This is a genomic window from Pseudoclavibacter sp. RFBI5 (genome assembly GCF_002931395.1).
In the GTDB taxonomy this organism is placed as follows: Bacteria; Actinomycetota; Actinomycetes; order Actinomycetales; family Microbacteriaceae; genus Pseudoclavibacter.
Genome location: NZ_PSYA01000018.1, coordinates 23,119 through 36,994, shown reverse-complemented (window position 1 = coordinate 36,994; position 13,876 = coordinate 23,119). Strand labels below are relative to the sequence as shown.

Annotated in this window: 14 protein-coding genes; 7 read left to right on the top strand and 7 right to left on the bottom strand. The window is 67.4% G+C overall.

Annotated elements, in window-relative coordinates:
* Nucleotides 1-152 precede the first annotated feature (152 nt).
* From C5E06_RS18630 to C5E06_RS18615, 4 genes are all read right to left on the bottom strand, one after another.
* Complete coding sequence (locus C5E06_RS18630) at nt 153-941, bottom strand: potassium channel family protein (protein ID WP_104307862.1); 789 nt, start codon at nt 939-941, stop codon at nt 153-155.
* A gap of 78 nt (nt 942-1,019) precedes the next feature.
* A complete protein-coding gene (locus C5E06_RS18625; protein WP_181063049.1) occupies nt 1,020-1,526 on the bottom strand; it encodes a hypothetical protein in 507 nt (168 codons plus the stop codon).
* A 158-nt stretch (nt 1,527-1,684) separates the two neighbouring features.
* Entirely contained in the window at nt 1,685-1,957 is a 273-nt protein-coding gene (locus C5E06_RS18620; RefSeq protein WP_104307860.1) for a GlsB/YeaQ/YmgE family stress response membrane protein, read from the bottom strand.
* A gap of 285 nt (nt 1,958-2,242) precedes the next feature.
* Nucleotides 2,243-2,926: a fasciclin domain-containing protein gene (locus tag C5E06_RS18615; protein WP_104244973.1), complete on the bottom strand. Its 684-nt coding sequence runs from the start codon at nt 2,924-2,926 to the stop codon at nt 2,243-2,245.
* A gap of 478 nt (nt 2,927-3,404) precedes the next feature.
* Between C5E06_RS18615 and C5E06_RS18610 the strand changes: the two genes are divergently transcribed.
* The 4 genes from C5E06_RS18610 to C5E06_RS18595 all read left to right on the top strand — a co-directional run bounded on the left by C5E06_RS18610 (nt 3,405) and on the right by C5E06_RS18595 (nt 8,694).
* Nucleotides 3,405-5,201, top strand: a complete 1,797-nt coding sequence (locus tag C5E06_RS18610) for a cytochrome c biogenesis protein DipZ (RefSeq protein ID WP_104307859.1) — start codon at nt 3,405-3,407, stop codon at nt 5,199-5,201.
* 94 nt (nt 5,202-5,295) lie between these two features.
* Nucleotides 5,296-5,853, top strand: coding sequence for an ECF RNA polymerase sigma factor SigK (gene sigK / locus C5E06_RS18605; protein ID WP_236558643.1), 558 nt, complete (start codon nt 5,296-5,298; stop codon nt 5,851-5,853).
* Nucleotides 5,850-6,842, top strand: a complete 993-nt coding sequence (locus C5E06_RS18600) for an anti-sigma factor (protein WP_104307858.1) — start codon at nt 5,850-5,852, stop codon at nt 6,840-6,842. The genes sigK and C5E06_RS18600 overlap by 4 nt, the downstream gene beginning before the upstream one ends.
* Nucleotides 6,843-6,972: 130 nt before the next feature.
* Complete coding sequence (locus C5E06_RS18595; RefSeq protein WP_104307857.1) at nt 6,973-8,694, top strand: SDR family oxidoreductase; 1,722 nt, start codon at nt 6,973-6,975, stop codon at nt 8,692-8,694.
* A 528-nt stretch (nt 8,695-9,222) separates the two neighbouring features.
* On the opposite strand, the gene C5E06_RS18590 is transcribed toward C5E06_RS18595, so the two are convergent.
* From C5E06_RS18590 to C5E06_RS18580, 3 genes are all read right to left on the bottom strand, one after another.
* Nucleotides 9,223-9,975, bottom strand: coding sequence for a hypothetical protein (locus C5E06_RS18590; RefSeq protein ID WP_104307856.1), 753 nt, complete (start codon nt 9,973-9,975; stop codon nt 9,223-9,225).
* Between the two features lie 643 nt (nt 9,976-10,618).
* Nucleotides 10,619-11,131, bottom strand: coding sequence for a hypothetical protein (locus C5E06_RS18585; RefSeq protein WP_104307855.1), 513 nt, complete (start codon nt 11,129-11,131; stop codon nt 10,619-10,621).
* Between the two features lie 3 nt (nt 11,132-11,134).
* Complete coding sequence (locus C5E06_RS18580) at nt 11,135-11,365, bottom strand: hypothetical protein (RefSeq protein WP_104243362.1); 231 nt, start codon at nt 11,363-11,365, stop codon at nt 11,135-11,137.
* Nucleotides 11,366-11,568: 203 nt separating this feature from the next.
* On the opposite strand from C5E06_RS18580, the gene C5E06_RS18575 reads away from it, so the two are divergent.
* From C5E06_RS18575 to C5E06_RS18565, 3 genes are all read left to right on the top strand, one after another.
* A complete protein-coding gene (locus tag C5E06_RS18575; RefSeq protein ID WP_104307854.1) occupies nt 11,569-12,546 on the top strand; it encodes a DNA topoisomerase IB in 978 nt (325 codons plus the stop codon).
* 134 nt (nt 12,547-12,680) lie between these two features.
* Complete coding sequence (locus tag C5E06_RS18570; protein WP_104307853.1) at nt 12,681-13,229, top strand: type 1 glutamine amidotransferase domain-containing protein; 549 nt, start codon at nt 12,681-12,683, stop codon at nt 13,227-13,229.
* A gap of 236 nt (nt 13,230-13,465) precedes the next feature.
* Complete coding sequence (locus tag C5E06_RS18565) at nt 13,466-13,792, top strand: hypothetical protein (protein ID WP_146080598.1); 327 nt, start codon at nt 13,466-13,468, stop codon at nt 13,790-13,792.
* Nucleotides 13,793-13,876: the final 84 nt, after the last annotated feature.

Below are 13,876 nucleotides of genomic sequence, written 5' to 3'. Positions count from 1 at the left end.
ACCCTGTGGGAGAGTAGGTCACCGCCGGACTTCTTCATAAGCCGGGGTTGGTTGTTGAGTGAGCAGAGATGCTCCTCGATGACCAACCCCGGCTTTTTTGTTGCCCAAAATCGCCCAGACGCCAGGACGGGCGGGGAGCGCGCAGTGGTCGGTCAGAGCGCAGCCTGCCCAGGGTGGGAGCCGCCGGCCTCGCTGCCAGGCGCCTTCGTCGTGAGCTTCGCCGCGATGGTCTGCGCGTCTTCGCGGATCGCCGACATGATGGTCGCGCTCACGAACCCGACGATGAGCACGCCGGACACCATGAGCGAGACGGCCAGGGCGCGGCCGGCGAGCGTCACGGGCGTGAAGTCGCCGTAGCCGACCGTCGTGATCGTCGTGAACCCCCACCACAGCGCATCTCCCATGCTCACGATCGACGCGCCGCGCGTCTTGTGCTCGACGAGGTACACGCCGAGTGACGCCGTGTACACGTACAGGAGCGACGCGATCGACACCGCGAGTACATTGCGGGTTCGCTTCGCCCGAGGGCCACCGCGGCGAAAGAACGGCAGGCGCCAGAGGTACGTGACGATGAGGAACGGCCGCAACACGACGACGAACAGCGACAGCAGGTCGAACCAGCGCGAACGCACGAAGGTGAGCTTCACCGGGCTGATCACGAGGCGGATCAGGAACTCGACGATGAAGAGGGCCCAGCTGACCGAGACGACGCTCGTGAGCTGGCTCTGCGCGTCGGCGCTCAGCTGCACGTCGATGAGCAGGAGCGATGACGCCGCGAAGAACACGACCGCGACCACGAACATCGGCAGCGACGTGGAGTGCTCCCAACGTGCCAGCGCCCGCCAGCGGGCCTCGGCACGTGCCGAGGCCCGCCGCTCAGCAGCCGCTTGGTCGTCGTGACTCGGCCGCTGGTCGTTGCTGCTGCTCGTGCTGGAGGTCATGCCTCGAGCGAACCACAGGAGGGGCCGCGCCGCGAGCAGGAAGCTCGAGCGGCGGGAAGCGGAAGCCCGGTCCCCTGCTTAGTGCTGCGGGTCCTGGTCCCGGTCGTCGTCTCCGAGGATCAGCACTGCGGCGAGTCGCACGAGCGTCGCCTCGTCCTGCGGGTGGGCGTCCGAGCCGGCGAGCAACGAATCGCAATACGCGGTGAGGAATGCGGCCGCCGAGTGCTGCAGTGGTGTCCTGCTGTCAGCTCGGGACGTCGACAGTGTGCCTGCGTCCGTGCCCGCGGGCATGAGCTGCTCACGGGGAATCGTGAAGCAGTGGAGTATCGAGTCGGCCTGCAGTCGGTGGGTGTGTGGTGCTGAGTTCAACACGAAGGTCGCATCGAGCGGGTCGAGTGTCGTCGAGCGCGTTCCCTGGCTGCTCGCGACGGAGCCCGTGCGTGAGATGAGCAGGACGACCTCATCCGTGAGCTCGCCCGCTGGGCCCTCGAGGCGCACCGCGTGAGCGCCGGGGTGGATCACGCGGACGCGGACACGTCCGGCTTGGTGCGATCGTTGCGAACGATCGCCAGCGGGGTAGTTCACGGGCACCTCCTGAGCTCCCAGATGGTCACGGGTTCTTTGTCCAGACCCCCCTCTGGCGCGAGGATGGGAGGGGTGTTGGCTCCTTGTACCGTCTCGGAGACGACAGCGGACCCCGGCAAAGATGCCGGGGCCCGAAGCCTTGGTCGTGCGAGCGCGTATTACGCCTTGTTCCTGCTGCTGCGGCTCGTGATGAATCCCCAGATGAGGAGAACGATGAGCGAGCCACCGATGGCCAGGAGCCAGCTGCTGAGCGAGAAGAACGCGTCAACGCTCTCACCGAAGAGCATGCCGCCGATCCAGCCGCCGAGCAGTGCGCCGACGACGCCGAGGATGAGGGTAGCGATCCAGCCGCCAGCCTGCTTGCCGGGCAGGATGAGCTTCGCGATGGCCCCGGCGATGAGTCCGAGAAGAAGGAATGCGAGGAATCCCATGAGAGCTCCAGAGTTCGATGTTGACTGTAGTCGCCGGTGTCGGACGATGGCTTCCCCTGTGGCGCTTGTGGCACTCAGTTGGCACTGCCGCGTCTTTAACCGGACAACCCATTGTGGCCCCCGGATATCCATATAACGAAATCCTGTGCGGGAATCCACGGAAATCCGTGCCCTCGCTGTGATATTCGCGCAACACTGAAAGTGCTGGGCCGAAAAGCAATCAGATAAAGGCCCCGGATGCAAGATCCGGGGCCATATCTGTTTGTCGTGCTAGCTGCGTTTGTCTTACATCATCGACGGCGGCATGAGCACCGAGTCGATCAGGTAGACGGTTGCGTTGGCGGTCTGGACTCCACCGCAGATGACCTTGGCGTCGCCGACCATGAGGTTGTCGCCTTCACCGGTGACGGTGACGTTCTCGCCCTGGACGGTCTTGTGGTCGCCAGCGATCTCGTCAGGCAGGATCTGTCCCTCAACCACGTGGTAGGTGAGGATCCCCGAGAGGAGGTCAGCGTCGGTCTTGAGCGTGTCGATCGTTCCTGCATCGATCTTGCCGAAGGCCTCATCGACCGGTGCGAAGACCGTGAACTCTCCGCCGTTCAGCGTCGAGACGAGGTCAACGTCGGGGTTGAGCTGGCCGGAGACAGCCGCCGTGAGCTGCGTGAGCAGCGGGTTGTTGGAAGCCGCAACTGCGACCGGGTCCTGGGACATGCCCTGGACAGAGCCTGCTCCGTCCGGAACCTGAGCTGCGTAGTCGGCGCAGCCGGATCCGACGAGGTTGGCTGCTGGGTCCATCGTCTCCATGGTGGTTTCCATAGGCGTCTCCATTGCAGTCTCCATGGGGGAGGCTTCCGTGGAGGCGTCGGTCTCAGCCATGGGGGCCGAGTTCGAGCAGGCTGCCAGGCCGAAGGTCGAGATGGCCGCCAGCGAGAGGAGGGCGAGTGAGCCCTTCCTGGTGATAGTGCGCATAACTTCACTCCTCATTTCTCGGCCGGGGGGCCGGAGCCGCATCCGTTGCGGTTCACAAAGGCATTCGGAGGCCCTCCTGTAGCGGATTGGAAAAGTTCGGAATAAAACTTCGGCGACCCCCACATGCCCGTCATTCCGGGGATCTCGGGCCCTCAACACCGTGCGTGTCGTCAGTCCGCGACGCTCAGTGCGGCTGTTCGGACGTGCTGCTGCACGGATGCGGGGCCGGCGCTGAGCGCGGCTGGGCCGTCTATAAGAACGTCTATAGCGAGGTGTCCCCGCCTGCTGGCCGAACACGTGACCAGAACGGGGCAGCTTCCGGTGCCTTTCTCAGGAGTGCGCCTGGGCCGTCGTCCGGTGGACAGCGCGGATCGAGCGCATCGAATACGCGGAAACGACAAACCGATAGGCACACGGCTCCGAATGCAGTGCACAGGCATGAACGTCCGCCTGACAACCATGCTTCAGGGAGCGCAACATGATCTCGCTAGGACTCATAGGCTTCCTCGGAGGCCTCATCACGGGAATCTCCCCGTGCATCCTTCCCGTGTTACCCGTCATCTTCTTCTCGGGCGGCGTGCAGGGTGCACGCAGCGACGAGGAGATGCAGGCCGAGGCCCAGGATCCCGGGGCCGAAGGGCCTGACGAGGGCGCGCTCAAGACGAGAGTCAAGAGCGAGCGCACGACGAAGCGGCGCGCATCCGCCCGGCCGTACCTCGTCATCCTGGGCCTCGTTACGAGCTTCAGCGTCTTCACGCTGCTCGGCTCGCTGCTCCTGAGCCTCCTCGGGCTCCCCCAAGACGTGCTGCGCTGGGCAGGCATCATCGTGCTTGTCCTCATCGGCGTCGGCCTCATCGTGCCGAAGTTCGAGCACCTCCTCGAGAAGCCGTTCTCCTGGATCCCGCAGAAGCAGGTCAATACCGACCGCGGCGGCTTCCTCCTCGGCATCGCGCTCGGCGCCGTCTACGTGCCGTGCGCCGGCCCAGTGCTCGCAGCCATCACGGTTGCCGGCTCGACCGGTCAGATCGGAATCGAGACCGTCATCCTCACGGTGACGTTCGGCATCGGCGCCGCGATCCCGCTCCTCATCTTCGCCCTCGCCGGACGTCGCGTCGGCGAGCGAGTCAAGTCGTTCCGCAAGCACCAGCGCGGCATCCGCATCACTGCAGGTGTCGTCATGATCGCCCTCGCGATCGGACTCGTCTTCAACCTCCCGCAGATCCTCCAGCGCCTCGTGCCGGACTACACCGCCGGCCTCCAGGAGCAGTTCAACTCCAACGAGCAGGTCGAGGAGGCACTCGCCTTCGGTGGCCTGGTCAACGACCAGAACGAGCAGCTCACCAACTGCACGCCCGGCGACCCGGAGCTCGGCGACTGCGGTCCTGCCCCAGAGATCCTCGACATCCAGGAGTGGATGAACACCCCTGACGGCGAAGCGGTGCAGCTCGCTGCGGAGGCCGCTGAGGGCAAGGTCGTCCTCATCGACTTCTGGGCCTACTCCTGCATCAACTGCATCCGCTCCATCCCGCACGTCACCGCATGGGACCAGGCGTACAAGGACGCCGGCCTCCAGGTGATCGGCATCCACTCTCCTGAGTACGCCTTCGAGAAGGAAGCCTCGAACGTCGCCAACGCGATCGACGAGTTCGGCATCGAGTACCCCGTCGCCCTCGACAACAACCTGGGCACCTGGACCAACTACCGCAACCGGTACTGGCCAGCCCACTACCTGATCGACGCAACGGGAACCGTCCGCGCCATCCACTTCGGTGAAGGCGGCTACGCCGAGACCGAGGCCCAGATCCGCGACCTCCTCAAGGAAGCGAACCCGGACGTGCAGCTCCCCGGCGAGACCGACACCTCGGACACCACGCCGGAACTCGGAAGCACGACACCCGAGACCTACCTGATGCCGACGAAGGTCGTCAACTACGCAGGTGAAGGCGAGTACGGCCAGGGCGACCGCAGCTTCACGTTCCCCGCGCAGCAGCAGCAGGACACCTTCTCGCTCGACGGTGACTTCAACCTCGACTCGCAGGGCATCCGAAGCGACGACGGAGGAAAGATCAAGCTCTCCTACACCGCCTCGACCATCCGCATGGTGCTCGGCGGCTCCGGAATAGTGACCGTCGACGATGGCACCGGCCCTCGAGAGATCCAAGTCGAGGGCAACCCGGGCTCCTACCTCCTCTTCGAAGGGGACCAGAGCAAGCAGGGAGAACTGACCGTGACGCTGGGGGGTGGCGTGGATGCTTACTCATTCACCTTCGGTTGAGACCAGGCCGAACGTCCCAGCAACGCACTTCCCAGGAACCCAACACGAAGTCAACGAACTTCGCGAAACGTTCGCGAGATGGCAAGCTGAACTTGTGAGCGAAGCCATCGGAGAGATAGAGGACCTTCTCGTGCGCACCGCTACAGGAAGCAAGGAAGCCTTCTCGACCCTCTACGACCTCATGGCACCACGTGTCCTCGGACTCATCAGGCGAGTGCTTGTCGACCAGGCGCAGTCCGAAGAGGTCGCCCAAGAGGTGCTGCTCGAGATCTGGCAGACCGCCGCATCGTATTCGCCGAGCAAGGGCAAGGCGACCACATGGATGCTGACTGTCGCGCACCGCAGAGCCATCGACCGGGTGCGTGCATCCCAGGCATCGAAGGACCGTGACCTGAAGATCGGGGCACGGGACTTCGAAGGGGAACGCGACGACGTCGCCGAGTCCGCTGAGATCAGCATCGAGCACAAGAGGGCCCAGAAGGCACTCAGCGCGCTCAGCGATCAGCAGCGGGAGGCGGTCACCCTGGCCTACTACGGGGGTCTCACCCAGAGTGAGATCGCGGAACGGCTCGAGGTGCCTCTCGGCACGGTGAAGACAAGGATCAGAGACGGAATGAATCGGTTGCGTCGCGAGTTGGGGGTGGTGTCATGAGTTACGAACAGGAACGTGAGGAGCTCGAGCAGCTGCTTGCTGCAGAGGCGCTCTCCGCCAACGACTTCGACGATGCCGCAGACCGCGCACTGTTGAGCAAGCTGCTGGAAGACGGCGAGCTCTCGGAGGAGTTCGAGAGCTACCAGGAGGCCGCAGCGCAGCTCGCGCTCGCAGTCTCCCCGGTGCGTCCTCCTGCATCCATGAAGGGGTCGCTGTTCGCGAAGCTCGACAGCTTCCCGCAGCAGAACCCGGTCGGCGGAGAGAAGGAGTCCGCGGCCCCCGCGGGAGCCTCCGACGCCGGCACGCCGTCGGCACCTGCCGACGCTGCTCCGCGGGACGCCGAGGGGGAGGGACGGCCCAGGCTGTCTCTCGCGCCGGAGCCCAAGAACGACGCCGACGAGCGCGACGCTGACGACGAACGACGTACTGTCGCCGTCGGCGGTGGAGCCTCGAGCACCTCGACCGGAGACGACGACTTCGGGCCCGTGGAGACACGAGCCCGCGGCCGCTGGTTCCGCAGCAGCGCCCAAGCCATGTTCGCCGCGACTGCCGCGGTTGTCCTCGCCGTCGGCCTGTTCCTCGGCGGAGGCCTCGCCTTCGGCGGGTTCGGGCAGGACTCGCAGGAGCCGTCCGTTGCCGACGGCGACGTGGCGCTCATCCTCGCCGCCCCCGACGTCGACAGTGCTCGCACCGAGGCGGCCGGCGGCGGAACCGTCACGGTCTACTGGTCGCAGGAGCTCGGCAAGTCCGCGGTCGTCGCGGACGGCATGGCCCAGTTGCCCGAAGAGAACGACTACGAGCTCTGGTACATCGACGGGGAAGGTCCCGCACCCGCCGGGGTCCTGACCATGGCCGACGGCGCACCCGCAGTGAAGGTGCTCGACGGAACATTCGCGCCAGGCATGGCCGTCGGCCTCACAGTCGAGTCGAAGGGCGGATCCGCGACGGGCCTGCCGACGACCGACCCGGTCGCGGTCGTGCAGAGCTAGAGCGCACCGCCGAGAAGAACGACGAAGATCGACCTCAGAGCCCCCGAGCGGCATGTCCCTCGGGGGCTCTGTCGTGCCGCTTTGTCAACCCATCATCTTGCGATCAGACAGGGGCAATAGCCTCGCGAGCATGGCATCACCAGGCACGCCCCCAAACGCCCAAGCCAACGAGTCCGCGAAGCACAGCACGACGTCTTCGTCCGGCAGCGACTTCACGACCGGACACGCTCCGGCCAACAGCAGCACGCCCGCGACGCCAGCCCCGACGGGCAACGAGCCGGCGCTCAAGGCCGTTCCTCGAGCGGACGGCTCGGCGCCGAGAGTGCTCGTCTTCGGATCGACCGGCTACCTGGGAGGCCGCCTCGTTCCGAGGCTCGTCACCGCCGGCTACCGGGTGCGGGTGCTGGCCCGCAACGCTGGCCGCGTCGCCGCGTACGACTGGGGAGACCACGTCGACGTGGTCGTGGGCGACGCGGACGACCCGAAGGCCGTCGGCGAGGCCATGCAGGACATCGACGTCGTCTACTACCTCGTCCACGCCATGGGGTCCGGGTCCGACTTCGAACGCACCGACCTGCAGCTCGCCGAGAACGTGGCGGAGCAGGCCGCGAAGGCCGGCGTCTCCCGCATCGTCTATCTGGGAGGCCTGCACCCCGACGACGCGAAGCTCTCGAAGCACCTCCGCTCCCGCAAGGAGGTCGGCGAGGTCTTCCTGAAGTCGCCCGTCCCGACCATCGTCCTGCAGGCCGGCATCGTCATCGGCTCCGGCTCCGCGTCCTTCGAGATGGTTCGGCACCTCACCGAGGTGCTGCCCTACATGCCTGCCCCGCAGTGGGTGCGCAACCACATCCAGCCCATCGCCGTCCGCGATGTCCTCCACTACCTGCTTGGTGCCGCCCGCATCGAAGGAGATGAGAACCGGCCGCTCGACATCGGCGGCCCCGACGTGCTGAGGTACGGGCAGATGATGAACGGGTACGCCGTGAAGGCCGGCCTGCGTCAGCGGGCCATCGCTTCGCTGCCCGTCTTCACGCCAGGCCTCGCGTCTCGCTGGGTGAACCTCGTGACCCCGATTCCGAAGTCCATCGCCCGGCCCCTCGTCGAGTCGCTGCAGAACGAGTGCGTCGTCAAGAACCGCGACGTGGATGCGCTCATCCCGCCGCCCGAGGGCGGCCTCACGACCTACCTGCGGGCCGTCGAGCTGGCCCTCGGCCGGGAGAAGCAGCGAGCCACGGAGACGAGCTGGCGGGACGCGAACGTCCACAGCGCGCCAAGCGACCCGCTGCCCGCCGACCCGGACTGGGCGGGGCAGACGGTCTTCACCGATGAGCAGTCGAAGGAGAGCACGGTCTCACCCGAGGAGCTGTTCCGCGTCATCGAGGGCATCGGCGGTGACAACGGCTGGTACTCGTCGAAGCTGCTCTGGGGGGCTCGCGGCGTCATGGACAAGCTCGTCGGCGGGGTCGGGCTGCGTCGTGGTCGCACCAACCCGGACCGTCTCGCAGTCGGTGACGCACTCGACTTCTGGCGCGTCGAGACCATCGAACGAGGCGGCGAGCACGGCTCGCTCCTGAGGCTGCGGGCCGAGATGCGCGTCCCCGGGCTCGCGTGGCTCGAGATGCGGGCCATGCCGGTCGGCGACGGAGACAGCGAGTCGGATGCGCGCGGCGACGAGCTGAAGGACGGGGAGCGCATCCGCTCCCGCTACGAGCAGCGCGCGGTCTACTTCCCGCAGGGTCTCCTCGGCCGCCTGTACTGGGCAGCCGTGTTCCCGTTCCACGGGTTCATCTTCGCGACCATGGCGTCCCGCATCGTGGCGACGGCAAGCGCGAACGCGAACGCGGAGGACTGAGCGCCGCCCGCCCGCTCTCAGTCTCCCTACCCGCCCAGCCCTCCTGCGCCGTCCCCGCGCGCAGACCTGGGGGTTGTGCATCCGCCGAGCGCGTTGCGGATGCGTTAGCCCGAGGTTTGTGGCTGGCCCGCGCGCGGACCTGGGGGTTGTGCATCCGGCGCGCGCGTTGCGGATGCGTTAGCCCCGGGTCTGTGACTGGCGCGCAGACCTGTGGGTTGTGCATCCGCCGAGCGCGTTGCGGATGCGTCAGCCCCAGGTTTGCCGCTGGCGCGGGTGCGGACGTGGGGAGGAGGCACCTCCGTTGGGCTGGGCGCGTGCGTCAGCCCCGGGTCTGTGACTGGCGCGCGCGGACCTGGGGGTTCTGCATCCGCCGCGCGCGTCACGGATGCGTCAGCCCCAGGTTTGCCGCTGGCGCGGGTGCAGACGTGGGGAGGAGGCACCTCCGTTGGGCTGGGCGCGTGCGCCAGCCCCAGGTCTGTGCCACGGCCCTCGGCTTTCGGCCCTCGAGTCAGCAGGGGCTGCTCGGCGTCACAGCTTGCCGAGCATGCGCAGCCGGCGCTCTCGCAGGGCGTGCGCGTGCGCAAGGAAGGCACTGGGGTCCGGCCAGAGGTCTGAGACGGTGAGCCGCTCGGAATGCCAGCCCAGATTGGTGACCTGGCGAACGCGCTGGATGTCGCGTCTCCACTGCGTCGGACTCACCAGATGACCGAGCCCCTCGAAGTCGTAGGCGATCTTCGCCTCGAGATCAGCGCAATCAGGGCGCGCGACTTCCTTCCCTCGGACACGCAGAGAGTGCTGAACGGTGAGTTCCGGATATCCGGAGTCGTGGAGCACGAAGCGCAGGAGACTCTCGTACGGCGACTCGACTTTCTCGCGAAGCTGCGGGGTCATCTCGCGGAGCAGGGCAGCGCCGAACCCGGGCGACCACTCGGCCACGAAGCGTTGCAGGACGTCGGGCGTCTCGAGGGTTCCGTGCCAGCGGCGGTTCGGGTAGTTCTCGGCCCCGCTGACAAGCGCGTCCCCGAAGCCGAGGAGGTCTGGCCGCGCTGAGGCGGCGTTCGAGCGCAGGAGGTCGCGACTCATCAGGCCGTAGAGGAGCGCGGGATGGGGCAGCGCGACGCCGGCGAACGTGAACGTGCGCCAGAGCCGTGCTGGGACGATTCTGGTGGTGACTCCTGGGCGCCGCGGCACGTTCGTGCCGTCAGGGACGACGAGATGGACGCGCGGATCCCGGAGGAGCTGCAGCGGCAGCGGCAGGCCAAGGATCCGCGCTGCGGACACTGCGCCGTAAGCGTGCGCTTCCTTGAGGAGCGGCGCGTACTGCAGATCACGGGCTCGGAGCTGCCGGCGAATCGCTGCCGATGACGACTCCAGCTCGTCAGCCGGATCTGCTGCGCCACTATCGACGCGAACGCCACGAAAGGGTCTCGCCAGCCCCGGGTTCCTCAGCCGGCCCCTGCCCACACCCAGGTCTTGCGCATCCGCCACCGTGAAGCTCTTGCCCCGGAGCTCGGGTGGGAGCTGGTCGCGAAAACGCGGAAATCTGTCTGGAGGAGCCACACGGCGACGCTACGTGCGCGGTGTCGCCCGCGCGCGACCCCGCGAACCGGCTGTGGAGAACTCCAGGATCGGCGCACCTGTGACAACACAGTGGAGCTCGGCCTCTGGGCGCGGACAGACCCGGGGGTTGCGCATCCGTTTGGCCCGTGCGCGGTGCGCTAGTCCCAGGTCTGCGAGCGGGAGCGCAGGGCGGAGCGGGAGCGCGGTGCGTTAGCCCCGGGCCTGCGAGCGGGGGCACGAGCGTGGGCGCGACGGGGACGCGACCGGGGTGCGGAGGAGCAGAGCGGGGCAGCGGTGAGGGCGCGCCACCTCGGGCGGTGCGGGCGGCGCGGGCACCTCGGGCGGTGCAGGCCGTGAGGGGCGTTCAGTCGGCGGTGGAACCCAGGAACTCGACCTCGGTGCTCCCCGTCAGCGGCTCCGAGGTAACTCCGGTGACGGTCACGGTCACCGTGTAGGTGCCGGGCGTCCCGAGTTCGAACGAGATATCACCGCACACCGTGTCGTAGTTGCTGCTGAGCGCCTTCGCCGTGCGAGTGATGGTGTCGACGCCCTCGGCGCTCGCGGTGTACTCGCACGTGCCCGCCCGGGTCACGCCGGTCACGCGGGCCTCAGCGGTGATCCACGAATGGCGGTCGTCCGCCGTGGCGGCGAAGACGAGCTCCCCGCCGTCCTCTGCCGTTGAGGCCTCCGAGGCTTCGGGGCTTTCCGTAGCCTGTGGCGCTGCGACCGGCGAGAACGTGCCAGTGCTGGATTCTGAGCTCGGCGCACTGCCGGTCGGCGAGCATCCGCTCACCACGACCAAGACAGCGACGGCGCACGCGACTCCGAGGCCCGCTGCCTTCCAGCGGAACCTTGAGCCGCGCTGCTGGGTTGCCACGAGTCAGGCTCGGTCTTGGAGCTCCTTGACGGCGCGGGCGAAGTCGCGGGTCTGCAGCACTTCGAAGGCTGCACCGGGGTCGGACCCCGCCGAGACCACGCAGAGCTCGTCGATCTTGTTGATGAAGCCGAGGACTCGTCCGTCTTTGACGACCCGGTACGAGTTCTCGGAGAGGCGGTCGACGCGGCCCTCGGCGGGCGTCGTCGCGGTGAGAGGTGGAACGGGGAATGGCATGAGGCTCCTGCCGTCGTTGGCGACCGTCTCAGACGGATAGTCGCATCTTCGCGCACTGACATGTGCGCTGAGGGATGTTCCCTGAGTTCTGTGGAGAGTTCTCACGACATCTCAGGGAAGCTGATACCTCCTAGAAATACGCCAATCTGATCCTCAGCGTTGAAGCCTTGCCACAACGGGGTGGTGGGTGTTACCCAAGGGGCATGGTTCGACTGCGAAGGTGGACTCCCTCGGGAGGGGCGTGGACCCGGCACACGGCCGGGAATGGCTTCAGCTACCGCGACGAGCGTGGCGAGCGCATCGTCGACGCGCGAGTCCGAGAGCGCCTCGCGTCGCTCGCGATCCCACCGGCCTGGAGGGACGTGCGCATCGCGCCACACGAGAACGCGCATGTCCTCGCCCTCGGCGTGGATGCGCTCGGCCGAACCCAGTACATCTACCATCCCGACTGGACGGCGAAGCGGCAGATCGTGACCTTCGACCGGGCGCTCGAGCTGTCCCGGGTGCTCCCCTCGGCGCGGCGCTCCGCGACGAGGGCCCTTCGTACAGCGAGCTCCGGCAGGGATGCCTCGCTCGCCGCGAGCTTCAAGCTCCTCGACACGGCGTTCCTGCGGGTCGGCAGCGAGAGATCGGCGAAGCAGTTCGGGCACCGGGGGCTCACGACCTTGCTGAACAGGCACATCCTGCTGCAGGACGAGCAGGTGCTGCTCGAGTTCAAAGGCAAGAGCGGGGTGCCGTGGAGTGCCCTCATCGAGGATGTCGAGCTCGTGTCGTTCCTGGGGGAGCGCAAGGGCGCCGGCTCTCCTGGGCGCCGCATCCTGGCATGGAAGGACGGGCGAGCTTGGCGGCGACTCGCGGCCAGAGAGGTGAACGACGACATCAGGATACGCACGAAGGGCGAGTTCACGGCGAAGGACTTCCGCACGCTCCACGGCACGGTCTTCGCTGCGGGTCGGCTCGCCGAGCTGGGGGTCGGGGGCACCGTCCGGGAGCGGAAATCGCTGGTGGCGCAGGCCGTGCGGGACACCGCCGAGCTGCTCGGGAACACGCCGGCGGTCGCGAGGTCGAGCTACATCGATCCGCGCGTCATCGAGGCCTACGACGAGGGGCGGGTCGTCGCGGTGGGCAGGGGCTCAGGCGAGGCCGCGCTGCGGGAGCTGCTGCTGGGCTCGTCCAGCTGACGGCCAGGGTGCGCACACGAGACGTCCAAGGTTCGGGGAGGTCGGTGCGAGAGCGTAGACGCCTGCTCGGTTGCGAGCCGGGACCCTGGTCCGGATCGAGCTGCACACTTCTCCCGACGAAAGGACACTCAGCAATGACGACTCTCGACACCAAGCGCGTGGCCTTCCTCCTCACGAACGACTTCGAGGACAGCGAGCTGACCAGCCCATGGGGCGCCGTGACCGAGGCGGGCGCAGACGCGTCCCTCGTCGCGCCCGAGTCCGGCACCGTGACGGGCAAGAACGGGCACGAGCAGTCCGTCGACCTTTCCTCGGCCGACGCGAGGGCAGCGGACTTCGACGCACTCGTGCTCCCGGGAGGGGTCGGCAATGCCGACCTCCTGCGTCTCGACGAGGCGTCCGTCTCGTTTGCCCGCGACTTCTTCGAGGCGCACAAGCCGGTTGCGGTGATCTGCCACGGCGCGTGGATCCTCACCGACGCGAAGGTGCTCGACGGGCGCACGCTCACGAGCTTCCCGAGCCTCAAGACCGACCTCGTCAATGCCGGGGCGACCTGGGTCGACGAGGAAGTCCACGTCGACCAGGGGCTCGTCTCGAGCCGGACTCCAGACGACCTGCCGGCGTTCAACGCGAAGCTTGTCGAGGAGATCGCCGAGGGCAAGCACCGCGGGCAGACGGCATGACCCACTGAGGGCTTCGGTGTGAGGGGTGGGCGGATGCAGGCGCATCCGCCCACCCCTCACTCGTGCTCGTGCCACTCGGCCCGTTTGGGCAGCAGGGCCGCGTCGGAGTCCGGGGCCAGAGTCTCCGATGATGAGGGCGCTCTCATCTCCTGAGCACTGTGCGTCTCATGAACGCTCACGAAGCTTGGGTCTACCGAGGCGAACTCGCGGCTCGGCAGTCAGCAGGAGGCAGCATCATGAAGAAGAACACCTGGATCATCGTCGGCTCGGCAAGCGCACTCGGGCTCGGCATCCTCGCGGTCGGCGGCGCGGGTGTCGCCAACGCCCTCGAGCTGCGCGACGTGCCGGGCGAGCAGCTCGCCCTCTCGACGCCGTCAACGCCCCCGACCGCTTCGGCCTCGCCGACGACGGACAGCAGTGCGTCGCCCACCGCGACACCGGTCTTCAGCTCCCCGAGCCCTGTCTCGGCCCAGACTCCGCTCAGCGCGCCGACCGTGCAGAGCCCAGTGAGCGCGCAGAGCCCGGTGTCGGCGCAGACGCCGCCCTCGGTGCCAAGCGCCTAACGGGTCACCTTGTCCACAAGCTGATCGGTTCCCGGGCTGCGGAGGCCTGGCCCCGGTAGGTTCAGCGGTAGGACCGACGACAGG

Bases quoted from the DNA above. Each gene is read 5' to 3' on its own strand.
- C5E06_RS18630 (WP_104307862.1), bottom strand. From the start codon at position 941: ATGACCTCCAGCACGAGCAGCAGCAACGACCAGCGGCCGAGTCACGAC.
- C5E06_RS18620 (WP_104307860.1), bottom strand. From the start codon at position 1,957: ATGGGATTCCTCGCATTCCTTCTTCTCGGACTCATCGCCGGGGCCATC.
- C5E06_RS18615 (WP_104244973.1), bottom strand. From the start codon at position 2,926: ATGCGCACTATCACCAGGAAGGGCTCACTCGCCCTCCTCTCGCTGGCG.
- C5E06_RS18610 (WP_104307859.1), top strand. From the start codon at position 3,405: ATGATCTCGCTAGGACTCATAGGCTTCCTCGGAGGCCTCATCACGGGA.
- C5E06_RS18600 (WP_104307858.1), top strand. From the start codon at position 5,850: ATGAGTTACGAACAGGAACGTGAGGAGCTCGAGCAGCTGCTTGCTGCA.
- C5E06_RS18595 (WP_104307857.1), top strand. From the start codon at position 6,973: ATGGCATCACCAGGCACGCCCCCAAACGCCCAAGCCAACGAGTCCGCG.
- C5E06_RS18580 (WP_104243362.1), bottom strand. From the start codon at position 11,365: ATGCCATTCCCCGTTCCACCTCTCACCGCGACGACGCCCGCCGAGGGC.
- C5E06_RS18575 (WP_104307854.1), top strand. From the start codon at position 11,569: ATGGTTCGACTGCGAAGGTGGACTCCCTCGGGAGGGGCGTGGACCCGG.
- C5E06_RS18570 (WP_104307853.1), top strand. From the start codon at position 12,681: ATGACGACTCTCGACACCAAGCGCGTGGCCTTCCTCCTCACGAACGAC.
- C5E06_RS18565 (WP_146080598.1), top strand. From the start codon at position 13,466: ATGAAGAAGAACACCTGGATCATCGTCGGCTCGGCAAGCGCACTCGGG.